The organism is Xanthobacter oligotrophicus, assembly GCF_008364685.1.
GTDB lineage: Bacteria > Pseudomonadota > Alphaproteobacteria > Rhizobiales > Xanthobacteraceae > Xanthobacter > Xanthobacter oligotrophicus.
Map to the genome: position 1 here is coordinate 1 of NZ_VTTL01000020.1, position 21,341 is coordinate 21,341.

21 protein-coding genes are annotated in these 21,341 nt (G+C 68.5%); 9 read left to right on the plus strand and 12 right to left on the minus strand.

Annotated features, from left to right (window positions below; translation table 11 throughout):
- The coding region (pcaF, locus tag FZ033_RS23520; RefSeq protein WP_149578494.1) for a 3-oxoadipyl-CoA thiolase at nucleotides 1-1,135 on the minus strand (1,135 nt) is incomplete at its 3' end.
- A gap of 23 nt (nucleotides 1,136-1,158) precedes the next feature.
- Nucleotides 1,159-2,820 carry a phenylacetic acid degradation protein PaaN gene (gene paaN, locus FZ033_RS23525; protein WP_149578495.1) on the minus strand — a complete coding sequence of 554 codons (1,662 nt, stop codon included), beginning with the start codon at nucleotides 2,818-2,820 and terminating at the stop codon, nucleotides 1,159-1,161.
- Nucleotides 2,821-3,070: 250 nt separating this feature from the next.
- Between paaN and paaG the strand changes: the two genes are divergently transcribed.
- The 3 genes from paaG to paaK are packed head-to-tail and all read left to right on the plus strand — an operon-like array spanning nucleotide 3,071 to nucleotide 5,700.
- A complete protein-coding gene (gene paaG, locus FZ033_RS23530; RefSeq protein WP_149578518.1) occupies nucleotides 3,071-3,856 on the plus strand; it encodes a 2-(1,2-epoxy-1,2-dihydrophenyl)acetyl-CoA isomerase PaaG in 786 nt (261 codons plus the stop codon).
- Nucleotides 3,853-4,350 (plus strand): hydroxyphenylacetyl-CoA thioesterase PaaI, encoded by a 498-nt coding sequence (paaI, locus tag FZ033_RS23535; RefSeq protein WP_149578496.1) that lies wholly within the window; start codon nucleotides 3,853-3,855, stop codon nucleotides 4,348-4,350. Before paaG ends, paaI begins: the two co-directional genes overlap by 4 nt.
- A gap of 12 nt (nucleotides 4,351-4,362) precedes the next feature.
- Nucleotides 4,363-5,700, plus strand: coding sequence for a phenylacetate--CoA ligase PaaK (gene paaK, locus FZ033_RS23540; RefSeq protein WP_408068509.1), 1,338 nt, complete (start codon nucleotides 4,363-4,365; stop codon nucleotides 5,698-5,700).
- A 130-nt stretch (nucleotides 5,701-5,830) separates the two neighbouring features.
- Here paaK and paaE read toward each other — a convergent pair whose 3' ends face one another.
- From paaE to FZ033_RS23575, 7 genes are all read right to left on the minus strand, one after another.
- On the minus strand, nucleotides 5,831-6,979 hold the full coding sequence (gene paaE / locus FZ033_RS23545; RefSeq protein ID WP_232847634.1) for a 1,2-phenylacetyl-CoA epoxidase subunit PaaE: 1,149 nt from the start codon (nucleotides 6,977-6,979) through the stop codon (nucleotides 5,831-5,833).
- A gap of 124 nt (nucleotides 6,980-7,103) precedes the next feature.
- Nucleotides 7,104-7,613: a 1,2-phenylacetyl-CoA epoxidase subunit PaaD gene (paaD, locus tag FZ033_RS23550; protein ID WP_188079663.1), complete on the minus strand. Its 510-nt coding sequence runs from the start codon at nucleotides 7,611-7,613 to the stop codon at nucleotides 7,104-7,106.
- Nucleotides 7,607-8,380 carry a 1,2-phenylacetyl-CoA epoxidase subunit PaaC gene (paaC, locus tag FZ033_RS23555; RefSeq protein WP_149578499.1) on the minus strand — a complete coding sequence of 258 codons (774 nt, stop codon included), beginning with the start codon at nucleotides 8,378-8,380 and terminating at the stop codon, nucleotides 7,607-7,609. The genes paaD and paaC overlap by 7 nt, the downstream gene beginning before the upstream one ends.
- 67 nt (nucleotides 8,381-8,447) lie before the next feature.
- The gene (gene paaB, locus FZ033_RS23560; protein WP_149578500.1) at nucleotides 8,448-8,735 is read right to left on the minus strand and encodes a 1,2-phenylacetyl-CoA epoxidase subunit PaaB; all 288 of its coding nucleotides are present in this window, start codon (nucleotides 8,733-8,735) and stop codon (nucleotides 8,448-8,450) included.
- A 30-nt stretch (nucleotides 8,736-8,765) separates the two neighbouring features.
- A complete protein-coding gene (gene paaA, locus FZ033_RS23565; RefSeq protein ID WP_149578501.1) occupies nucleotides 8,766-9,761 on the minus strand; it encodes a 1,2-phenylacetyl-CoA epoxidase subunit PaaA in 996 nt (331 codons plus the stop codon).
- Nucleotides 9,762-9,883: 122 nt separating this feature from the next.
- A complete protein-coding gene (gene paaX, locus FZ033_RS23570) occupies nucleotides 9,884-10,750 on the minus strand; it encodes a phenylacetic acid degradation operon negative regulatory protein PaaX (protein WP_149578502.1) in 867 nt (288 codons plus the stop codon).
- A 41-nt stretch (nucleotides 10,751-10,791) separates the two neighbouring features.
- Complete coding sequence (locus tag FZ033_RS23575; RefSeq protein ID WP_149578503.1) at nucleotides 10,792-11,520, minus strand: TetR/AcrR family transcriptional regulator; 729 nt, start codon at nucleotides 11,518-11,520, stop codon at nucleotides 10,792-10,794.
- 253 nt (nucleotides 11,521-11,773) lie between these two features.
- Here FZ033_RS23575 and FZ033_RS23580 point away from each other — a divergent pair, with 253 nt between their 5' ends.
- The 6 genes from FZ033_RS23580 to FZ033_RS23605 all read left to right on the plus strand — a co-directional run bounded on the left by FZ033_RS23580 (nucleotide 11,774) and on the right by FZ033_RS23605 (nucleotide 17,182).
- Complete coding sequence (locus tag FZ033_RS23580) at nucleotides 11,774-12,958, plus strand: ABC transporter substrate-binding protein (protein WP_149578504.1); 1,185 nt, start codon at nucleotides 11,774-11,776, stop codon at nucleotides 12,956-12,958.
- A gap of 81 nt (nucleotides 12,959-13,039) precedes the next feature.
- A complete protein-coding gene (locus tag FZ033_RS23585; protein WP_149578505.1) occupies nucleotides 13,040-13,912 on the plus strand; it encodes a branched-chain amino acid ABC transporter permease in 873 nt (290 codons plus the stop codon).
- Entirely contained in the window at nucleotides 13,912-14,874 is a 963-nt protein-coding gene (locus FZ033_RS23590; protein WP_149578506.1) for a branched-chain amino acid ABC transporter permease, read from the plus strand. Before FZ033_RS23585 ends, FZ033_RS23590 begins: the two co-directional genes overlap by 1 nt.
- Nucleotides 14,871-15,659 (plus strand): ABC transporter ATP-binding protein, encoded by a 789-nt coding sequence (locus tag FZ033_RS23595; RefSeq protein WP_149578507.1) that lies wholly within the window; start codon nucleotides 14,871-14,873, stop codon nucleotides 15,657-15,659. Before FZ033_RS23590 ends, FZ033_RS23595 begins: the two co-directional genes overlap by 4 nt.
- Nucleotides 15,646-16,347: an ABC transporter ATP-binding protein gene (locus FZ033_RS23600; protein ID WP_149578508.1), complete on the plus strand. Its 702-nt coding sequence runs from the start codon at nucleotides 15,646-15,648 to the stop codon at nucleotides 16,345-16,347. Before FZ033_RS23595 ends, FZ033_RS23600 begins: the two co-directional genes overlap by 14 nt.
- Nucleotides 16,348-16,450: 103 nt before the next feature.
- Entirely contained in the window at nucleotides 16,451-17,182 is a 732-nt protein-coding gene (locus FZ033_RS23605) for a type 1 glutamine amidotransferase (RefSeq protein WP_149578509.1), read from the plus strand.
- Here the strand turns inward: FZ033_RS23605 and FZ033_RS23610 are convergent.
- The 3 genes from FZ033_RS23610 to FZ033_RS23620 form a co-directional block, all read right to left on the minus strand.
- Nucleotides 17,164-18,543: a glutamine synthetase family protein gene (locus FZ033_RS23610; RefSeq protein ID WP_149578510.1), complete on the minus strand. Its 1,380-nt coding sequence runs from the start codon at nucleotides 18,541-18,543 to the stop codon at nucleotides 17,164-17,166. The two genes, FZ033_RS23605 and FZ033_RS23610, sit on opposite strands and share 19 nt — an antisense overlap.
- A gap of 158 nt (nucleotides 18,544-18,701) precedes the next feature.
- Nucleotides 18,702-19,820, minus strand: a complete 1,119-nt coding sequence (locus tag FZ033_RS23615; RefSeq protein WP_149578511.1) for a hypothetical protein — start codon at nucleotides 19,818-19,820, stop codon at nucleotides 18,702-18,704.
- Between the two features lie 81 nt (nucleotides 19,821-19,901).
- Nucleotides 19,902-21,338: an MBOAT family O-acyltransferase gene (locus tag FZ033_RS23620; RefSeq protein WP_149578512.1), complete on the minus strand. Its 1,437-nt coding sequence runs from the start codon at nucleotides 21,336-21,338 to the stop codon at nucleotides 19,902-19,904.
- Nucleotides 21,339-21,341: the final 3 nt, after the last annotated feature.

The window sequence follows — 21,341 nt, forward strand, 5'->3', positions numbered from 1 at the left end:
CGCGCACCTCCAGCGCGCTCACCGCCGTCATCGCAAGCCGCGCACCCGACATCCCAAGAGGATGCCCAAGCGCTATGGCACCGCCGTGCGGGTTCACATGCTCCGCATCGTCGGGCAGGCCGAGCTGGCGCAGCACCGCGAGGGCCTGGGCGGCGAAGGCCTCGTTCAGCTCAATGAGGTCGATGTCGGCCAGCGAAAGGCCGTTCTTCTCCAAAAGCTTGCGCGTGGCCGGCGCCGGGCCGATGCCCATGATGCGCGGCGGCACCCCCGCCTGCACCACCGACACCACGCGGGCGCGGGGCGTGAGGCCATACTTCTTCGCCGCCGCTTCGGAAGCGAGGATGAGCGCCCCTGCCCCGTCGTTGACGCCGGAGGCGTTGCCGGCCGTCACCGTGCCACCCGTCTTGCGGAACGGCGTCTTGAGGCCGGCGAGCTGTTCCAGCGTGGTCTCGGCGCGCGGGTGCTCGTCCGCTTCCACGCGGAGCACGGCGCCCTTCTTGGCCCTGACCTCGATGGGCGCGATCTCGCGGGCGAAGAAGCCGGCATCCTGCGCCACCTTCACCCGCTGCTGGGAGCGCCAGGCGAAGAGGTCCTGGTCGGCGCGCGAGACCTGGAAGTCCTCGGCCACGTTCTCGCCGGTCTCCGGCATGGAATCGACGCCGTACTGCGCCTTCATCAGCGGGTTCACGAAGCGCCAGCCGATGGTGGTGTCGAACACCTCCGCCTGCCGGGAAAACGCCTCCTGCGCCTTGCCCATGACCAGCGGCGCACGGGTCATGCTCTCCACCCCGCCGGCAATGATGAGGTCGGCGTCCCCGGTCATGATGGCGCGGGCGCCGATGCCCACGGCGTCGAGGCCAGAGCCGCACAGCCGGTTCACGGTGGTGCCGGGCGCGCTCACCGGCAGGCCGGCCAAAAGCGCCGCCATGCGGGCGACATCGCGATTGTCCTCCCCCGCCTGGTTGGCGCAGCCAAGGATGACGTCGTCCACCGCATCCCAGTCGACGCCCGGGTTGCGCTCCTTGAGGACGCGAATGGGATGGGCGGCGAGGTCGTCGGCGCGCACATCCCTCAAAGCGCCGGCATAGCGGCCGATGGGGGTGCGCGCGAAATCGCAGATAAAGGCGTGCGCCATTGTTGTTCTCCTGATGCCAGGGTTCAGGCGGCGGCCGGGCGGCGCACGCACACCACGCGGAAGCGGCTCGCCACGAAGGCGGAATCCGTCATGCAGGCGTTGCCGGCGGGGTTGGCGCCGGAGACGTGGTAGTCGCTGAAGGCGGCGCTCTGGTTCACATAGATGCCGCCGGTGAGGTTCACCGAAAGCGCCACGCCCGCCTTGGCATAGGCGGGGATGGCGGAGGCGATCTCCGCCTCGTCGGTGCTGTAGAGGGCGGCGGTGATGGCGCCCTTCTGCCGGGCGGCGCGGGTGGCGCGGGCGATGCCGTCCTGCGCATCGCTTACCGCGACCACGAAGGCGATGGGGCCGAAACGCTCCTCCAGCCAGGCCGCCTCGTCGCCCGCCTCCACGGCCAGCAGCAGCGGCGTAGCGGTGCGAGCGCCTTCCACCTGAAGCGCCGCGCTGTCGCGCACGATGCGGCCGAAGCCGCGCGCCTCTTCGATGCGTGTGAGGGTCGCCGGATTCTGGATGGCGCCCAGCACCGCCGCCGCACGGGCGGGATCCGACAGCAGCGCGTCGATGGCGCCGCCGATGCCGGATGCCACCTCATCGAAGCTCTTGTGCCCTTCGTCCGTGGCGATGCCCGCCGCCGGAACGAAGATGGTCTGCGGCGCGGTGCACATCTGCCCGCTGTAGAGGGAGAGCGAGAAGGCGATGTTGGCGCACATGGCCGCGAACGCGCCGGTGGAAGCGATGACGATGGTGTTCACCCCCGCCTCCTCGGTAAACACCAGCTTGTCCCGCAGGGTCTCGCGCAACCAGCCGCCGAACGCCGACGAGCCGGTGAAATCCACCATGCCGATGGCGGGATGGGTCGCCAGATCCTTGGCCAGCGGCGCCTCGGCCGTGTCGGGGGCGAGTTGGAGCACGTCCGGGTCGAAGCCCTGCTCCGCCAGCACCGCGCGGCCGATCTTCACGGTCAGCGCCAGCGGCAGGATGGCGGCGGGGTGCGGCTTCACGATCACCGCGTTGCCGGTGACGAGATCGGCGAACAGGGCCGGATAGCTGTTCCAGGTGGGAAAGGTGGCGCAGCCGATGACGAGGCCGATGCCCCGCGGCACCACATGGAACGCCTTGTCGAGGCGGATGGAGGAGCGCCCCATGGGCTTCTCCCAGCGCACCGCGCCGGGCACCCGCGCCATCTCGGCATAGGCATAGGCGACGGCTTCAAGACCCCGGTCCTGCGCATGGGGGCCGCCGGCCTGGAAGGCCATGGGGCCGGCCTGCCCGGTGGTGTGCTCCACCGCCTCGGCGATGAGGAAGCTTTCGGCATTGAGGCGCGCGAGGATTTCCAGCGCCACGCCCACCCGCTGTTCCACGGAGGCCTGCCCCCAGGCCTCCGTGGAGCGTTCCGCATTGGCCACCAGCGTGGCAACGTCGCGGGCCGCATAGGTGATGCCCAGCGCCGGCCCAAAGGGCGAGACCTCGGCGCCGATGCGCGCGCCCTCCTCCTCCGCCTCTTTTGCTCCGCCGAGATCGAACGGGCGGCCCTTCAGGGCCGCGAAGGCCGCCTTGCCCGCGCTCGCAGCGCCTTCGGGATAGGCCTTGGGATTTTCCGGAAACGCCGCCCAGAAGCCGCGCTCGCGCGACGCCGCAACGGCCTTCTCCAGCAGCGCGGCATGCGCCTGGAACAGATCATCCATGGCCTTCTCCCTGAAGCCTCGCCCTACCGGACGAGGCGCTGTTCTGGTTTGCGAGGGAACCTGCCGCCCGATCGCCGCGACCGGCCGGCGTCCCCTCCCCGCACGGGGCATCGTCCTGTTGACAAGCCTGCCCCTTGCGCTAAAGATTAACCGATCGATCGGTTAATTCAAGAGGCTCGCGAGAGCCCGGATCTGGGAGGATGAAGTGGTCGCACTCCAAGCGGACACCTTGACGAGCGACCCGGCCGCCGTGCCGCCGGTGCTGCTCGTGGCGCAGCACGAGGGCTGGGTGGAACTCACCCTCAACCGCCCCGAGCGCCTCAATGCCTTCACCGAGGAGCTGCATCGCGCGCTCGCGGCAGCCCTCGACGCGGCGGCGGACGACGCCTGCCGGGCGGTGCTGCTCACCGGGGCCGGGCGCGGGTTCTGCGCCGGGCAGGACCTCGGCGACCGGGCGAAGGCGGAGGGCCCGCTCGATCTCGGCGCCACCATCGAGGCCTTCTACAATCCCCTCATCCGGCGCATCCGCGCCCTGCGCAAGCCGGTGGTGTGCGCGGTGAACGGGGTGGCGGCGGGGGCCGGCGCCAACATCGCCTTTGCCTGCGACATCGTTTTGGCAGCGCGGTCGGCGAAATTCATCCAGGCCTTCGCCAAGATCGGCCTCGTGCCGGATTCCGGAGGCACCTTCTTCCTGCCCCGCCTCATCGGCGATGCCCGCGCCCGCGCCCTCATGCTGCTCGCCGAGCCGGTGAGCGCGGAGCAGGCCGAAAGCTGGGGCCTGATCTGGAAGGCGGTGGACGACGCCGCGCTGATGGACGAGGCACGCGCCCTCACGGCCCATCTCGCCAGCCAGCCGACGCAGGGCCTCGCCCTCACCAAGCAGGCGCTCAACGCCTCCGCCGGGCAGGACCTCGACGCCCAGCTCGACCTGGAGCGCGACCTCCAGCGCGAGGCCGGGCGCACCCCCGACTATCGCGAAGGCGTCGCCGCCTTCATGGAAAAGCGCCCGGCCCGCTTCTCGGGGCGACGCGGATGACTGCCCACGCCCCTCACCCCGTCCCGCAGCGCACGCCGCAGGAGACCGCGCGCCTCAGCGCCGACGCCATGTGGGCCACCGACCATGCGAGCCAGGGCCTCGGCATGGAGATCATCGCGGTCGGCCCCGGCACGGCGACGCTGGCCATGACGCTCACCGAGCGCATGTGCAACGGCTTCGGCATGGCCCATGGCGGCTTCATCTTCGCCCTTGCCGACAGCGCCTTCGCGTTCGCCTGCAACTCCTATGACGAGCGCACGGTGGCCGCCCATTGCGCGGTCACCTACCTGCGCCCCGGCACCCGCGGCAAGACCCTCCTCGCCACGGCGCGGGAGATTGCCCGCAGCGGACGCTCGGGCATCTACGACGTGGAGGTGAGCGAGGACGGCGTGGTGATCGCGCAGTTTCGCGGGCATTCTCGCACCATCGGCGGGGCGTTGATCGCCCCGTCCCCAAGCGCGCCGGAGAGCCGCGACCACACGACCACAGCTTGAGTGGAGGAGACGATGAACATGGCTCTGCCGGCAGTTTCCTTTGGCCGGACCTTCGAGGCCGGCCTCGATGCAGCGGAACGGGCATCGCGGGATGAAATCGCGTCCCTCCAGCGCGAGCGCCTCGCCTGGTCGCTGCGCCACGCCTATGAGAACGTGCCGTTCTACCGCAAGAAATTCGACGAGGCGGGCGTCCACCCCTCCGACCTGCGCGAATTGTCCGACCTCGCCAAGTTCCCCTTCACGGTGAAGACCGACCTGCGGGACAATTACCCCTTCGGCCTGTTCGCGGTGCCGCGGGAGAAGCTGCTGCGCGTGCACGGCTCCTCGGGAACCACCGGCAAGCCCATCGTGGTGGGCTATACCCGCGCCGACATCGACATGTGGGCCGACGTGATGGCCCGTTCCATCCGCGCGGCCGGGGTGCGGCCGGGCATGATGGTGCATGTGGCCTATGGCTACGGCCTGTTCACCGGCGGCCTCGGCGCCCATTACGGCGTGGAGCGCCTCGGCTGCACCGTGGTGCCCATGTCAGGCGGCATGACCGAGCGCCAGGTGCAGCTCATCCACGACTTCAAGCCCGACGCCATCATGGTGACGCCCAGCTACATGCTGGCGCTGCTGGACGGCTTCGCCAAGGCGGGGCTGGACCCGCGCGCTTCCTCGCTCAAGTACGGCATCTTCGGCGCCGAGCCCTGGACCAATGCCATGCGCGAGGAGATCGAGCGCGACTTCGCCATCGACGCCACCGACATCTACGGCCTCTCCGAGGTCATCGGCCCCGGCGTGGCGCAGGAATGCGTGGAGACCAAGGACGGCCTGCACATCTGGGAAGACCACTTCCTGCCGGAGGTGATCGACCCCATCACCGGCGAGGTGCTGCCGGACGGGGAAAAGGGCGAGCTGGTGTTCACCTCCCTCACCAAGGAGGCGTTCCCCATCATCCGCTACCGCACCCGCGACTTGACCCGCCTCCTGCCCGGCACCGCGCGACCCGGCATGCGGCGCATGGAGAAGGTCACCGGGCGCTCGGACGACATGATCATCCTGCGCGGCGTGAACGTGTTCCCCACCCAGATCGAGGAGATCCTGCTCTCCATCGAGACCTGCTCGGGCCACTACCAGCTGGAACTGACCCGCGAGGGCCGCATGGACGAGATGACCGTGCATGCGGAGATCCGCGAGGAGGCCCATGGCAGCACCGACATCGAAGCCTGCGCGGCACACATCCTCGCCCGCATCAAGGATACGGTCGGCATCACCACCCGCATCGAGCTGCACGCCCCCGGCGGCATCGAGCGCACCGCTACCGGCAAGGCCAAGCGCATCATCGACCGCCGCCCCAAGGGGTGAGCGTTCCCATCCTCCCGACGGCGGGTACGCCCGCCGTCACCCCCAACTGAAAAGGCCCGGCGCAAGCCGGGCCTTTTCTTTCGTAGCGATGGAGCAGCGCCACGATGGACGCGGCGCTCTCACACCTCGTTCAAACCTGGTCGAAATCCACCACCACCCGCGCGCTGGTGGGCCGCGCCTGGCAGGTGAGGATGAAGCCCGCCTCCAGCTCCCACGGCTCCAGCGAATAGTTCACCTCCATCTCGGTGGAGCCTTCCACCACCTTGGCGCGGCAGGTGGAGCACATGCCGCCCTTGCAGGCGAAGGGCAGGTCCATTCCGGCCCGCAGCGCCGCGTCGAGGATGGCCTCGCCCTGCGCCACCGGCACGTCGCGGCGCTTGCCGTCCACGATGAGGGAGGCCACATGGGCCGGCGCCGCATCAGGCGCCATCACGGGCCTCGGGCGCGGCTTGCCACCCAGCGCCGAGACGAAGCGCTCCACATGCACCTTGTCCTTCGGCAGGCCGAGGTCGCTGAGCGTCGTCTCCAGCTCGTCGATCATGGCGGTGGGGCCACAGACGAAGGCATGGTCCACCGCCGCCGCCGGCACCATGGCGGTGAGCAGCAGGCGCACCTTCTCCCCGTCCAGATGGCCGTTGAGAATGGCAAGGTCCTGCTGCTCCCGCGACAGCACATGGAACACCGAGAGGCGGCCGAGGAAGCGGTCCTTCAGCTCCTCCAGCTCGGTGCGGAACAGGATGTTGTCGGTGGAGCGGTTGCCGTAGAACAGGAAGAAACGGCTGTCGGGCTCCCGCGCCAGCACGCCGCGGGCGATGGAGAGCACCGGCGTGATGCCCGAACCCGCCGCGAACGCCACATGGATGCGCGCATTGCCCCGCGCGTGCTCCAGCCCGAAGCGGCCGGTGGGGGTCATCACGTCCAGATGGTCGCCGGCCTTCAGGCTTTCGTTGATGAAGGTGGAGAAGACGCCGCCCTCCACCTGTTTCACCGCGATGCGCATCTCGCCGTCGTCCGGCCCGGAGCAGATGGAATAGGACCGGCGGATCTCCTCCCCCTCCAGCGTCGCCTTAAGCGTCAGATACTGGCCGGGGGCGAAGGCGAAATCGGCGGCAAGCGGCGCCGGCACCTCGAAGGTGAGGGAGACCGCATCGGCGCTCTCGCGGCGCACCTCGCGCACGGCGAGGCGATGGAACTTCGGCGTGCCCGAACCCTTCGGGGCGGAGCTGGCCACGGCGGGGCTCCCGCCGGAAGCGGCATTGATTTCGATGGCGGTCGGCATGGCAGGTCCTTTGGCGTTTGCCGAAGGTTCTTGCTTCGGCGTTGGCTAGAGCGCGATCCGATCAGATTGAACCAATCTGATCGGTGAATCGCCCTCTAACTCAATGAGAGAGAATGCGTTTTCGTCAGTGGCATTTGAAATAATCGAACGGCTCGCGGCAGGCCTTGCACTGCCACAGGGACTTGCAGGAGGTGGAGCCGAACGGCGCGATCTCCGCCGTGTCGGAGGAGCCGCATTGCGGGCATTCCACCACCTCGACCCCGAACAGCGCCCGGCGCCCGGCGGCTTTCGCCGGCGGGGCGATGCCGTAGGCCTTCAGCTTGCGCCGGCCGTCCTCGCTCATGAAATCGGTGGTCCAGGCCGGCGCCAGCACGGTCTTCACCACTGCCGGTCCGAGACCAGCCTTGTCCAGCGCCAGCTCGATCTCGAGGGCGATCATGGTCATGGCCGGGCAGCCCGAATAGGTGGGCGTGATCAGCACCTCCACCCGCCCGTCAGCGACACGCACCTCCCTGAGCACGCCGAGGTCGGCGATGGAGAGCACCGGGATTTCCGGGTCCGTGACCGCCCCCGCCACGCGCCACACCTTTTCGCGCAGCGCCGCCGGATCCGCCAGCGCCGCGCCGGTCACCAGGAAGCTCCCGGGAAGGTGCGCTGGAGATATTGCAGCTCGGTGAGCAGTGGCCCCAGATGCTCAGAATGGCAGCCGTCGCGCCCGCCCTTCTGCATCCAGCCGACCTGCGGCAGCTTCAAGGTCGCCTGCGCGAGCACGGCGGTCACGGTGGTCGTCCACGCCGAGCGCAGGCTGTCCGGGTCCGGGACGATGCCATCGGCGATGAGGCCGGCTTCGCCCGCATCCACGAACAGTTCGCCGGTGAAGGCCCACAGGCCATCCACCGCCGCCTGGGCGCGGGCATGGCTTTCCGCCGTCCCGTCGCCGAGGCGGATCAGCCATTCCGCGCAATGGCGCACATGATAGGCGCTTTCCTTCTCCGCCTTGGCGGCGATGGCGGAAAGGGTCGCGTCGGGCGAGGCCATCAGCGCCCGCCAATAGGGATCGATGAAGGCCGAATAGAAGAGCTGCCGCGCCATGGTCTGGGCGAAGTCGCCGTTGGGCTGTTCCACCAGCAGCAGGTTGCCGTAGGACCGTTCGCCGCGCAGATAGGCGAAGTCATCCTCGGTGCGGCCCTGGCCTTCCACCTCGGCAGCATAAGTATAGAGCGAGCGCGCCTGGCCGAGGAGGTCGAGGCCCATGTTGGCCAGCGCCATCTCTTCTTCCATGGTGGGCGCATGGCCGCACCATTGCGACAGGCGATGGCCCAGGATGAGCGCATCGTCGGCCCGGCGCAGCAGGTAGCGCACCAGCGGCGTCTCGCGCACGGTGATGGAGGTGGTGGCCATGTGGGGTTCCTCGCCTCGGCCCGCCTTGCGGGCAGTCTTGTTAGCGGTTGGGGGCGGACCGCCCCGGTCACATATGCCCGACTTCTTCCGGCACTTCGTAGAAGGTGGGGTGGCGATAGATCTTCGAGGCGGTGGGCTCGAACATCATGCCCTTGTCCGCCGGATCCGACGCGGTGATGGCGCTGGAGGGCACCACCCACAGGGACAGTCCTTCCCCGCGCCGGGTGTAAAGGTCGCGCGCGGCCTGGAGCGCCAGCGTGGCGTCGGCGGCGTGGAGCGATCCGGCGTGCTTGTGCGCCAGCCCGTTGCGGCTGCGGATGAACACTTCCCACAAGGGCGTTGCGGCGTCGGCCATGGTGCGTCTCCTCGGTTCTTGACTGTTGGCTCAGGCCGCTTCGGCGGTCTTGGCGGCGGCGCGCTTCTCGGCGAAGGCGCGGGCGGCCTCGCGCACCCAGGCGCCGTCCTCGTGAGCCTTGCGGCGGGTGGCCATGCGGTCGCGGTTGCAGGGCCCGTTGCCGGCGATGACCTGCCTGAATTCTTCCCAGTCGATGGTGCCGTAGCGCCAGTGGCCGGTGGCTTCGTCGAAGGTGAGGTCGGGATCGGGCAAGGTCAGGCCGATGAAATGGGCCTGCGGCACGGTGGCATCCACGAACTTCTGGCGCAACTCATCATTGGAGAAGCGCTTGATCTTCCAGCGCATGGAGCTGTCGGAATGGCTGGAGGCCGCATCCGGCGGGCCGAACATCATCAGGCTCGGCCACCACCAGCGGTTCAGCGCGTCCTGCGCCATCTCCTTCTGCTCGGCCGTGCCGCGCGCGAGGGTGAGCATGATCTCGTAGCCCTGGCGCTGGTGAAAGGATTCCTCCTTGCACACCCGGATCATGGCCCGCGCATAGGGGCCGTAGGAGCAGCGGCAGAGCGGGATCTGGTTCATGATCGCCGCCCCGTCCACCAGCCAGCCGATGGCGCCCATGTCCGCCCAGGTGAGGGTGGGATAATTGAAGATGGACGAATACTTCGCCTTGCCCGAGAGCAACTGCTCCACCAGTTCCTCGCGGGAGGTGCCCAGCGTCTCGGCCGCCGCGTAGAGATAGAGGCCGTGGCCGCACTCGTCCTGCACCTTGGCGAGCAGCGCCGCCTTGCGCCGCAGCGAGGGCGCGCGGGTGATCCAGTTCCCCTCCGGCTGCATGCCGATGATCTCGGAATGGGCGTGCTGGGAGACTTGCCGCGTTAGCGTCCGGCGGTAGGCGGCGGGCATGAAGTCGTTGGGCTCGATCCGCTCCTCGTCCGCCACGCGCGCCTCGAAACGGGCAAGCTGCGCGGCGTCCTCAAGGTCACGGGTGTCGGCGTCCGGATTGGCGTTGAGGGCCTGCGTGTACATGGGCTCTCCTCCCTGGGTGTCGGTTTTATATATTACGAAAAATTCTATATCAATCATTTTTCGTAACATGTTGCGGCGCATCATGTCTGTTCCGGGTGGCCCCGGTGGGGCAAAAACGGGTCTTAGTCCTTGAAACGACGCCTGATTTTCGCGTTGGACGGCAGCGGTTCTCCGTCCTCGCCCACGGCGTTGTCATCGAGCCAGCGCTCGGATGCCTCGATCACATGGGCATAGATGTCGGCGCACAGGGCGCGGGCCGCCGGGCCGGGCCAGTCCGCAGGCAGGATGGCGGCCGGCAGGATGGGATCGCGCAGCACGATGCGGCGATAGTCATGGATGAGCAGCACTCGCGCCACCATGGCCTCAAGATCGGTGAGGGCCTCCCCCGCCGCCAGCGCCGCGCGCAGGGGCGCGAACACCTCCATGAAGCCCAGGTAGGCCTGCGCCGTTTCCTCCAACCGCCAGGCGCGGCCCGCCAGCTCCTTTTGCGCCTCGGGCGTGCCCGAAATCTCAAGCCGCAGGGCCCCCAGCGCCTCCTCCGGCACCTCGGCGCCCGCCGGCGCGATGAAGACGCCCGGCAGGGGAACGCCATAGCCGGCCGCGTCCAAAGCGGCGCGCGCGCCTTCACGCGCGGCGGGCTCGATGAGCAGCATCTGGAAATGACCGCGCCATTCCGGCGGGCGGTGGCTGTAGATGTGCTCGGTGGCACGGGCGAAGGTCTCGCGGCCCTTGTCGGCGAGGCGGTAGAAACTGTTGCGGCCGATGCGCGTGCGCGTCAGCCAGCCGTCGGCGGCGAGGCGCGACATGGCGGTGCGCACCACCCCGTCGGCGATGTCCAGCCCCTTGAAGAACGCGAGCAGGGTGCCAAGCCACACCGAACCGCCGCGCGGCACGATGGCATCGCCATAGATGGTGACGATGATGGACCAGGTGCGCGAGGGCTCGGCGCGGACATGGTCGAGGATGAGATCGAGGGCGCGGCGCGACATGCCGTTCCATAGCCCGAGATGCGCGGCAGCGGAAACCCCGCCTATTCAGCCTTGCGGCGTCCGGCCTTGGCGGCGGATGCCGGAGCCCGGCGTCGCGCGGCCGCAACCGGCGCGGCGGACGGCGCGAGCGCCCGCACGCGCGGCTCCGCACGAGGGGCGGGCTCGGGACCTGCAACGGCCACCGCCGCCCCCGCCGCGCCGGCAGTGATGAGGCTGGTGATGAGGCGGGCATATTCGGCGCGGGTCAGCCCCTTGCCGTCGCGAAACCACAGATAGTGCCAGTTCAGCATGCCGAAGACAGACATGGTGACCGGCTTCAACAGCGGCCCGCGGCCGATCTCAGGCACTTCCTGCGCGATGGCGTCGGACATGAGCACCACGAGCTGGCGCTCCATGGCCCGCAGCGCATCCTGCTTGTCGGCCGGCAGCAGCTTGAGATTGGCGATCTGGATCTGATGCTCGGCATCGGCATCGCGATAGGATTCGAGCAGGGCCGAGGCGATGGCGAAGAGGCGATCACCCTCGGGAGCAGCTTCCAGCGCCGTCTCCACTGCCTGGATGAGCTGTTCCAGATGGGTGGAGAGGATGTCGAAGAGCACCGCCTCCTTGTCCGGATAATAATGATAGAGCAGGGCCTTGGAGGCGCCGCACGCCTCCGCGATCATGGTGATCGAGGTGCCGGAATAGCCGAACTGGGCGAACAGCTCCGCCGACTTGTGCAGGATCACCTGCCGTTTTGCGTCGTAGTCCTGCGCGCGTGTCCGAGCCATCGGTTCCTGTCAGTCCCTGTGCCTGCCTTGCGGCCCGCCATTATCCGCCCCGGGGCGGATAAACAGGAGATAACAAATATTGTCCGGTTGGTCGATCAATGATCCACATCAAGCGTTTCCGGGGGTCGCCGATTATATTGACCATCCGGTCGGTCAATTATATAGTTCCCCTACCGTCGGCCAAATGGCGCGGCGGCTGGAGGCGGGCAAACCCGCTCCTTGGCCCGAAACGGACCTTTTGGAGAAACGCTTCATGGATACGACCGCTCGCCTGCGGCCGGTGCTGCGCGCTGCCGCCCTCGCCTTCGCAAGCCTCGCCCTCGCGCCCCTCGCCGCCGTGCCCGCCCTGGCGGCAGACCCCATCAAGATCGGCTCGGTCGTGTCCGCCACCGGCCCGTCCGCCTTCCTCGGCGACCCCGAGGCCAAAACCCTGAAGCTCTATGTGGAGGAGCTGAACAAGAAGGGCGGCCTCCTCGGCCGCCCCGTGGAGCTGGTACTCTATGACGACGGCGGCGACGCCAACAAGGCGCGCACCTTCGCCACCCGCCTCGTGGAGGACGACAAGGTGGTGGCCATGGTGGGCGGCACCTCCACCGGCGCCACCATGGCCATGATCCCGGTGTTCGAGGAGGCCGGCATCCCCTTCGTATCGCTGGCCGGCGGCATCGAGATCATCGAGCCGGTGCGCCCCTTCGTCTTCAAGACGCCCCACACCGACAAGACCGCCTGCCAGAAGATCTTCGAGGACATGAAGGCCCGCGGCATCACCAAGATCGGCATGATCTCGGGTACGGACGGCTTCGGCAAGTCCATGCGCAACCAGTGCCTGAAGGTGATCGGCGGCTATAACATCACGGTGCTCGCCGACGAAACCTACGGCGCCACCGATTCCGACATGACGCCCCAGCTCAACAAGATCAAGAACACGGCCGGCGTCGAGGCGGTGCTCAATCCCGGCTTCGGCCAGGGGCCGGCCATCGTGACCCGCAACTACGCCCAGCTCGGCCTCAAGCTGCCGCTCTACCAGAGCCACGGCGTCGCCTCCAAGAGCTTCATCGAGCTGGCGGGCCCCGCGGCGGAAGGCGTGCGGCTGCCGGCCCCCGCCATCCTGGTGGGCGACAAGCTCGCCACCGAGGACCCGCAGAAGGCGGTGGTCGCCGGCTACAAGGCGTCCTACGAGAAGGCCACGGGCCAGAGCGTCTCCACCTTCGGCGGCTACGGCTTCGACGGCATCCAGCTGGTGACGCAGGCCATCGACAAGGCCAAGTCCGCCGAGCCGAAGAAGATCCGCGACGCGCTGGAAGCCACCAGGTCCTACGTGGGCGTGACCGGCGTCTACAGCTTCTCGCCCACCGACCACCTGGGCCTCGGCACGGATTCCTTCCGCATGCTGGAGATCCGCGGCGGCGACTGGACGCTGGACGCCCCCACGCGCTGAGGCGCCGCTTCAACCTGCCCCCGAAACAGGGCGGCGCCGCGCGCGCCGCCGGAGCGATGGCGCTAAAGCCCAGGCCAGATCATGTCCGAATTTCTCCAGCTGGTGTTTTCCGGGCTGACGGTGGGCGCCATCTATGCGCTCATCGCCCTCGGCTTCACCCTCATCTACAACGCCTCCGACGTGATCAACTTCGCCCAGGGCGATTTCGTCATGATCGGCGGCATGGCCACCGTGTTCCTCATGTCGGCCGGCCTCGCATTGCCGGTGGCGGCGTTCATCGCGGTGGTGGCATCGGTGGGCGTGGGGCTGCTGCTCCACCGCTTCGCCATCGAGCCGGCGCGCGGCGCATCGCCGGTGACGCTGATCATGATCACCATCGGCGCCTCCATTTTCATCAAGGGGGTGGCGCAGATCGTGTTCGACAAGCAGTTCCATTCCCTGCCCGCCTTCTCGGGCGACACCCCCATCCCGGTGGGTGGCGCCACCCTGCTGCCGCAGAGCCTGTGGGTGCTGGGCACCACGCTGGGGCTGGTGGTGGCGCTCTATCTGTTCCTCGAACACACGCTGTCGGGCAAGGCGCTGCTCGCCACCGCCGCCAACCGGCTCGCGGCCCGCCTCGTGGGCATCAATGTGACACTCATCCTCGCCATGGCCTTCGGCCTGTCGGCGGCCATCGGCGCGCTGGCCGGGGTGGTGGCCACCCCCATCACCCTGACGCGCTACGACATCGGCACCCTGTTCGCGCTGAAGGGCTTCGCCGCCGCCATGCTGGGCGGCATGGGCAATCCGGTGGGCGCGGTGGTGGGGGGCCTGCTCATCGGCCTGCTGGAGACCTTCGGCGCCGGCTATCTCTCCTCCACCTACAAGGACGCGGTGGCCTTCCTGATGATCCTGTTCGTGCTGTTCTTCCTGCCGCGCGGCCTGTTCGGTGGCCGCAGCGTGGAGCGCGTGTGATGGGCGCCAAGACAACCCTCGCCCGCGTGCTGCGCGCCCGCTTCACCCCACTCATCGTGCTCGCCGCGCTGATGGTGCTGGTGCCGCTGCTGGCGCCCTCCTCCTTCCACCTCAGGGTCGCGGCGCTGGTGTGGATCTTCGCGCTGGCCGCCCTCGGCCTCACCATCCTCATGGGCTATGCGGGACAGGTGAGCCTCGGGCACGCCGGCTTCGTCGGCATCGGCGCCTATGCGGTAGCCATCGGGCCGGCGCGGCTGGGGCTCGATCCCCTGCTGTGCCTGGTGCTCGGCGCCGTGCTGGCGGGGGCCATCGCCTATGGGGTGGGCCGGCCCATCCTGAAGCTGAAGGGCTATTACCTCGCCATCGCGACGCTGGGCTTCGGCGTCATCGTCGCTCTCGTGCTGCACAGCGAGGCCGAGATCACCGGCGGGCCGGACGGCATGGCGGTGTCGCGCCTGTCTTTGTTCGGCTGGCGGGTGAGCGGGGCGCTGAACTGGTACTGGGTCACGTCCGGCGCACTGCTGATCGGCGCCCTGCTGGCGCTGAACATCGCGGCGAGCCCCACCGGGCGGGCGCTGCGGGCGCTCCACGACAGCGAGGTGGCCGCCGCCGGTACCGGCATCGACGTGGGCGCCAAGAAGCTTGCCGCCTTCGTGGTGGCGGCGGTCTACGGGGCGGTAGCGGGCGGGCTGCTCGCCGCCATGAACGGGCTGATCACGCCGGAGGCGGCCAGCTTCTCCCATTCCATCGAGCTGGTGGCCATGGTGATCATCGGCGGCCTCGGCTCGGTGTTCGGCACCGTGGTGGGCGCGGCCTTCCTTGTGGTGCTGCCGCAGATGCTCACCGCGCTGCAGGAATACGAGCAGGCGGTGCTGGGCCTGCTCATCATGGTGTTCATGATCTTCCTGCCCCAGGGCATCGTGCCGTCCATTCGCGCCTATATCCTGGAGCGCCTGCCATGAGCCTCCTCGAAGTCCGCGACATGGGCATCTCCTTCGGCGGCCTCAAGGCGGTGGACGGCGTGTCGTTCACGGTGGAGGCGGGGCAGGTGTTCTCCATCATCGGGCCGAACGGGGCGGGCAAGACCACCCTGTTCAACCTCGTCACCGGCATCTACCGCCCCTCGCGGGGCAAAGTGACCCTGGCCGGCGAGGACATGACCGGCCTTGCCCCGCACCTGCTGGTGCGCCGTGGCATGGCGCGCACCTTCCAGAACCTGCAGGTGTTCTTCCGCATGACCGCGGTCGAGAACGTGATGGTGGGCTGCCACCTCGCCGAGCGCACCTCCTTCCTCGCCGACCTGCTCGGCCTGCCCTCGGTGGCGCGGCAGAACAAGGTCACGCGGGAGCACGCGCTTGCGCTGCTCGGCCGGGTGGGGCTTGCCCATCTGGCGGATGCCTCCGCCGGCGCCCTGCCCTATGGCGCGCTGAAGCGGCTGGAGATCGCCCGCGCGCTGGCGGCGAACCCCAAGGTCCTGCTCCTCGACGAGCCCGCCGCCGGCTGCAACGCGGTGGAGACGGAAGCCATCGACCATCTCATCGCCGACATCGCCAAAAGCGGCGTCGGCGTGGTCCTCATCGAGCACGACATGAAGCTGGTGATGAAGATTTCCGACCGCGTGCTGGTGCTGGCCCAGGGCCGGCCGCTGGCGGAAGGCGCGCCGCGCGCGGTGCGCGAGAACCCAGAGGTCATCGCCGCCTATCTCGGCGACCACGGCGCGCGGGAGGCCGATCGTGCTCACGGTTGAAGCCATCACCTCTGCCTATGGCCGCATCAATGTGCTGCACGAGGTGTGGCTTCAGGTGAAGGCCGGCGAGATCGTCGCCCTCGTCGGCTCCAACGGCGCCGGCAAGACCACCCTGCTGCGCACCCTCTCCGGCGTGCAGCCGGCGCGCTCGGGCCGCATCCTGTTTCAGGGCGAGGCCATCGAGCGGCTGGAGCCGCACCAGCGGGTGGTGCGCGGCATCTCCCAGTCGCCGGAAGGCCGGCAGGTGTTCGGGCCGCTGAGCGTGGAGGACAATCTGCGGCTCGGCGCCTATCGCCGGCAGGATGCGGGGATGCGGGGTCGGCTCGATCACGTCTTCGCCCTGTTCCCGGTGCTGGCGGAGAAGCGCAGGATCGCGGCCATGAGCCTGTCCGGCGGCCAGCAGCAGATGCTGGCCATCGGCCGCGCGCTGATGGCCGCCCCCAAGCTGCTGCTGCTGGACGAGCCATCGCTCGGCCTTGCCCCACTGCTGGTGGACCAGATCCTCGCCGCCGTGCGCGCGCTGCGGGCGGAAGGCATCACGGTGCTGCTGGTGGAACAGAACGCCTCAGCGGCCCTTGCCATCGCCGACCGCGGCTATGTGCTGGAGACCGGCCGCGTGGTGATGGAAGGCTCCGGCGCCGCGCTGCTCAACGATCCCAAGGTGCGCACCGCCTATCTCGGCCTGTGATCCGCGCGGGGGTGGGTTGCCCCGGACATTTCTTTTGTCGCATGGTCCTTGCGCGTTCCCGTGCCCATCTAGATAGGGAAAAGCGCAAGTTGAGGACCGCGGCATGAAGATCGGCATCCTGCAAACCGGGCGCGCGCCGGAGGATTTGCATGAGCAGCACGGCGACTACGACGCCATGTTCCGGCGCCTGCTGGCCGGGCGGGGGTTCGAGTTCGTCACCTATCCGGTGCTCGACGGCGTCTTCCCTGACAGCGTCAATGATGCCGAGGGCTGGCTGATCACCGGCTCGCGGTTCGGCGTCTACGAGCCCCATCCGTGGATCGCGCCCCTGGAAGACTTCCTGCGCCGCGCCTATGCGGCCGGCGTGCCTCTGGTGGGCATCTGCTTCGGCCACCAGATTTTGGCGCAGGCCCTAGGCGGCAGGGTGGAAAAATTCGCCGGCGGCTGGTCCGTGGGTGTCGAGCGCTATGCGGTGGAAGGCCTGCTGGACGACGCCCGCCTCGTGGCGTGGCACCAGGACCAGGTGGTGGAGAAGCCGGCCGACGCCGAGGTCATCGCCACCTCGCCCTTCTGCCGGTTCGCGGCGCTGGCCTATGGCGACAGGGCGCTGTCGTTCCAGCCCCATCCGGAATTCACCCCCGCCTTCGGCGCCGATCTCCTGAAGGCGCGCGGCAAGGCGCTGCCGGAGGATCTCGCCGCGAAGGCCGCGCAGAGCCTCGAGGGCGAGACCTCCACGCCGGCCATCGCCGACATGATCGACGCCTTCCTGCGGCGCGGGCAGGCGGACAAGGCTTTGGCTGAGGTGGAGCCTGCCGCTCAGACCGTGAAGCCGTAAAGCTCCCACTCGGCGTCGGACACTTCCAGCGCGAGGCGCAGCCACTCCGCACGCTTGATCGCGGCGAAGCTGTGGTGCAGCTCCGCGCCCAGTGCCTCTTTCGCGAAGGCCGATTGCGCGAAGCAGTCGATGGCGTCCAGCCAGCTGCGCGGCAGATGGGCCGCCCGCGCGCGCGCATAGGAGTTGCCCTCCGCAGGCGGGCCGGGATCGCGCCGCTGCGCGATGCCGTCGAGCGCGCCGGCCAGGGTCACCGCCGCCACCAGATAGGGGTTGGCATCCACCCCCGCCACCCGGTGCTCGAAATGCCGGCCTTTGGCGCTGCCCGAGGGCACCCGCACCGCCACCGTCCGGTTCTCCACGCCCCAGGTGTCCGACACCGGCGAATAGACCACCGAGGCAAAGCGCCGCCAGGAATTCAGGAACGGCGCCAGCACCAGCATGGTGTCGGCGATGGTGGCGCGGATGCCGCCGATGGCGTGGAGCATGAGCGGGCTCAGCTCGCCCGAGGGCAGGTCGGCGAACAGGTTGGCGCCGCCCTCCCCGGCCAGCGACAGATGCAGGTGCATGCCCGAGCCGGAGCGATCGCCGAAGGGCTTGGCCATGAAGCAGGCTTCCATGCCGAAGCGGCGCGCGGTGGCGCGGATCAGCCGCTTGGCGATGATCACGTCGTCGGCCGCCCGCGTGAGGTCGCGATAGCGGATGGTCAGCTCATACTGCCCCGGCGCATATTCGGAGATGAGCGATTCCAGCGGCACGCCCAGCTCCGCCGCGCCCGCGTAGATGGCGTCGAACAAAGGCGACATCTCATCCAGCTCATCCACCGACATGGTGTTGGTGGCAAGCGACCGCCGCCCGGTCAGCGCATAGCGCGCGGGCTGGTACCGCCCGCTTGCATCGCGCTCCCGGTCCACCAGGTAGAATTCCAGCTCCAGCGCCCCCATGGGCTCGAAGCCGGCGGCGCGGGCGCGGGCCACCTGCCGGCCCAGCGCGTGCCGCGGCTCGACGTCGAGCGGCGTGCCGTCGCCATGGTACATGCTCACCAGCACCTGGCCTCGCCCGGTGGCGGGCATGAGGCCGAGGGTGCCGGGGATGGGCCAGCAGACCTGGTCGCCGCCGCCGTCGGTGAGGATAAGGCCGCTCTCCTCCACGTCGTCGCCGGCCACATCCTGTCCGAACAGGGAGGCGGGCATGCCCCGGCCGGTGCTGTAGAGCGCTTCCAGCTCATGGCGCCGGATGGTCTTGCCGCGGCCGATGCCGTGGTAGTCGGTCAGGATGATGTCGATGGCCTTGAGATCTGGATGGCGCGCAAGGAAGGCCTTGGCTTCATCGAGATCCGAGCCGCTGGGGGAAGGCGTACCCATTCCTGTTCCTGCCGCTAGAGCGCTTTTCCGGGCCATTGAACCCTTCTGCCCGGCGAATCGCACTCTAGCTTAAGGAAGCCGAACCTGCTGTCCGAGCAGATTGCGGTGCCATCTGATCGGCGCGAGCCCTGAGGCACCTTCGTCCACGCGCCCGGCGCTCAGCCGGGCGTGAGCGCCGCGGTGGCGGGGGGCGCGGCGCAGGCGGCCGCGAACGCGGGAATGCGCGCATCGAACAGGCCGCCGACAAGGGCTTCCGCCAGGAGGCCGTGCCCCTCGCCGTTGAGGTGGCCGTTCATGGCGTAATAGATGCTGCTCGACGGCGTGCCCGGCGGGATCCGCGTCGACATGTCGGCGAAAGAGGCGCCATGGGCCTGCGCGCGACGGGCGATTTCGGTCTGCAGGTGCGCCGGCGCCATGCCCTTGGCGAGGTGGGGGGCGGCCAGCATGGCGGCCTGCGCGCGCTCCGGCGCGAACAGGATGACCAGCGGAATGTCGGGACCGATGGCTGTCCTCACGCGCTCGATATCGCGTTCAAGATGGGCGAGGCGCCCCTGCCAGTCCTGCGACAGGGGCAGCCGCATGTAATCGGCCTTGTGGCCGGAGCGGCGGTAGATCGGCACATAATTGTCGTCGTTCCGCAGCAGCAGGTAGGATTCCATGTAGAGCAGCCGCGAGCGGGACAGCTGCACCTTCAGCTCCTGGATCCAGCCGGTCTGGTGCTTGGCGATGGCACCGGGCGCAGGGGCCTCCTGGTCCATGGCATTGTCCAGCACCAGGTCGGTGGGCGACACCACCAGCACGATGGCATCGGGATCGAGCGCGGCGGCGGCTTCCGCGCTGGCGGTGAGGCGCACGCCCATGTTGCCCTCGGCGCCCAGGTTCTGGACATCCACCGGCAGGCGGCAGAGCGCCCGCAGGCTCTCCCGCGCCCGGGCCGATACGGAGTCCTCATAGGGCACGAGATATCCCGCCGCCAGCGAACTGCCGATGACGGCGAGGCGCAGGCTCTCGGGCTGCTTCGGCGTGCAGGGATCGGTGCTGCGGTAGCCGCACGCGTTGTATGTCATGTCCACCCAGGGGCCTTCCGGCACCTTGATGCGGGACGCGCAATTGGGGGTCGCGTGGAAGGCGCTGGGGCGCGGGTCGCCATAGACCACGCATCGGTCGGCTTCCGAATAGGGGAAGAAGATGCGTAGCGCCGCCTCCACCGGCACGGCGACCACCAGCACGGTGGCGATCACGATGAGGGGCAGGATGAAATAGTCGCGACGCTCCAAGTCGTGTGCTCCGGCTCAAAACCTCAGGAAAGAGAACGCGGGTCCCGATCAGCTGGCGATCGAGGCCGGCCGTCATGTGCTCTAGAAATCCTTGTAGACGATGTCGGGCGCCGGCGATGTCATGACGCTCTGCACCGTGACCACCCCCATCACCAGCAGGGTGACGAAGACCGTGCGGGCATAGCGGCTGAGCACCAGCGGGCGGCCGTCGAGCTTCGGCCCGCGCAGCAGCGCATCCACCGACACCAGGGCCTGCAGCGCGATGCAGGAGCCAAGGATCAGGATGAGCGCCGCCGCCGCCACGCCGCCGAAGCCGATGCCCTGGGCGATCTGCGCCAGTTGCGCCCAGTCCGACCAGAACCACAGCAGGGTGAAGGCCACCCAGGTGAAGGTGAGGCCGCGGCCGAAGAACAGGTAGAGCGGGCGCGCGCTGAGCGCCGCGTAGGGCTTGCGGCCCATCTTGCCCTGCAGGATCGTGCGATAGATCTGGTTCACCGCCACCCCGAGGCCGTTCAGGAAGCCGAAGAAGAAGAATTCCGACGTGCGGCCATGCCAGGCGCCGATGAGGAAGAAGGTGACGAACAGGGACGCCGCGCTGGCATAGGCCAGGAGCTTGGGGTTCTTCACATTGCGCATGATGGAGGCGAACAGGGGCGTGTAGACATAGGTCTTCAGCCAGTTCGACAGGGACATGTGCCAGCGGCTCCAATAGTCGATGAAGCTGGCGGCGGTGAACGGCTTGTTGAAATTCTCCGGCAGCTCGATGCGGAACAGCCGGGCGATGGCGATGACCACGTCGGTGTAGCCGGAGAAATTGTAGAACAGGAAGATGGGAAACAGCGCCGCAAGCCCCGCCGCGCAGAAGATGCGCGTGAACAGGCCGGGCGCCTCCACCACCTGGAATTCCAACGCGTGCTGCAGCTCGGCGACGATGGCCGCCGCCGCCCACACCTTGAAGCAGCCGATCACCAGCCGCTCCAGCACCTCGCCCAGGACCGCCATGTCGAGGGGGCGGGGACGGGTCTCGGTGGTGTCGACATAATCCTCGTAGCGCTGGATCGGGCCGGACACCAGCGCGGTGAAGTTCAGCGTGAAATTCAGGTAGGACACCAGCGAGAGCTTCTGCAGCCGCTCGTCGCTGTGGGCGTCCACCACCAGGTGCAGCACCCGGAAGAAGACATAGGACAGGCCCACCTGCACATAGACTACATGCAGGAAGCTCGCCTCCGGCAGGAAGGTGTATTTCTTCAGCCAGCAGAACAAGAGGATGGTCGCGCCGACGGTGAACCAGAACGCCCACGCGGTCTGGATCGGCGCGCAGCCGCGGATGAACAGGTAGCCGATGCCCAGGAACGCGGCATAGGGGATGAGGTCGTAGCCGGTGGTGGCGAAGGTCGCCAGGAAGGCGAAATTCGCCACCAGCAGCACCAGCCGCCGCGCCGCGCCCATGGGGACGAGATTGTAGATCCCGGCCGCGACCAGCGCGAACAGGAAGAACTCAAAGGAAGGGACGCTCATGTC

Coding starts and splice junctions, on each gene's coding strand:
- paaE (WP_232847634.1), bottom strand. CDS start 6,979: ATGCCGACCGCCATCGAAATCAATGCCGCTTCCGGCGGGAGCCCCGCC.
- FZ033_RS23585 (WP_149578505.1), top strand. CDS start 13,040: ATGTCCGAATTTCTCCAGCTGGTGTTTTCCGGGCTGACGGTGGGCGCC.
- paaC (WP_149578499.1), bottom strand. CDS start 8,380: ATGGCCACCACCTCCATCACCGTGCGCGAGACGCCGCTGGTGCGCTAC.
- FZ033_RS23595 (WP_149578507.1), top strand. CDS start 14,871: ATGAGCCTCCTCGAAGTCCGCGACATGGGCATCTCCTTCGGCGGCCTC.
- FZ033_RS23605 (WP_149578509.1), top strand. CDS start 16,451: ATGAAGATCGGCATCCTGCAAACCGGGCGCGCGCCGGAGGATTTGCAT.
- FZ033_RS23610 (WP_149578510.1), bottom strand. CDS start 18,543: ATGGGTACGCCTTCCCCCAGCGGCTCGGATCTCGATGAAGCCAAGGCC.
- FZ033_RS23590 (WP_149578506.1), top strand. CDS start 13,912: ATGGGCGCCAAGACAACCCTCGCCCGCGTGCTGCGCGCCCGCTTCACC.
- paaK (WP_408068509.1), top strand. CDS start 4,363: ATGAACATGGCTCTGCCGGCAGTTTCCTTTGGCCGGACCTTCGAGGCC.
- paaB (WP_149578500.1), bottom strand. CDS start 8,735: ATGGCCGACGCCGCAACGCCCTTGTGGGAAGTGTTCATCCGCAGCCGC.
- paaA (WP_149578501.1), bottom strand. CDS start 9,761: ATGTACACGCAGGCCCTCAACGCCAATCCGGACGCCGACACCCGTGAC.
- FZ033_RS23580 (WP_149578504.1), top strand. CDS start 11,774: ATGGATACGACCGCTCGCCTGCGGCCGGTGCTGCGCGCTGCCGCCCTC.
- paaN (WP_149578495.1), bottom strand. CDS start 2,820: ATGGATGATCTGTTCCAGGCGCATGCCGCGCTGCTGGAGAAGGCCGTT.
- paaI (WP_149578496.1), top strand. CDS start 3,853: ATGACTGCCCACGCCCCTCACCCCGTCCCGCAGCGCACGCCGCAGGAG.
- paaX (WP_149578502.1), bottom strand. CDS start 10,750: ATGTCGCGCCGCGCCCTCGATCTCATCCTCGACCATGTCCGCGCCGAG.
- FZ033_RS23620 (WP_149578512.1), bottom strand. CDS start 21,338: ATGAGCGTCCCTTCCTTTGAGTTCTTCCTGTTCGCGCTGGTCGCGGCC.
- FZ033_RS23575 (WP_149578503.1), bottom strand. CDS start 11,520: ATGGCTCGGACACGCGCGCAGGACTACGACGCAAAACGGCAGGTGATC.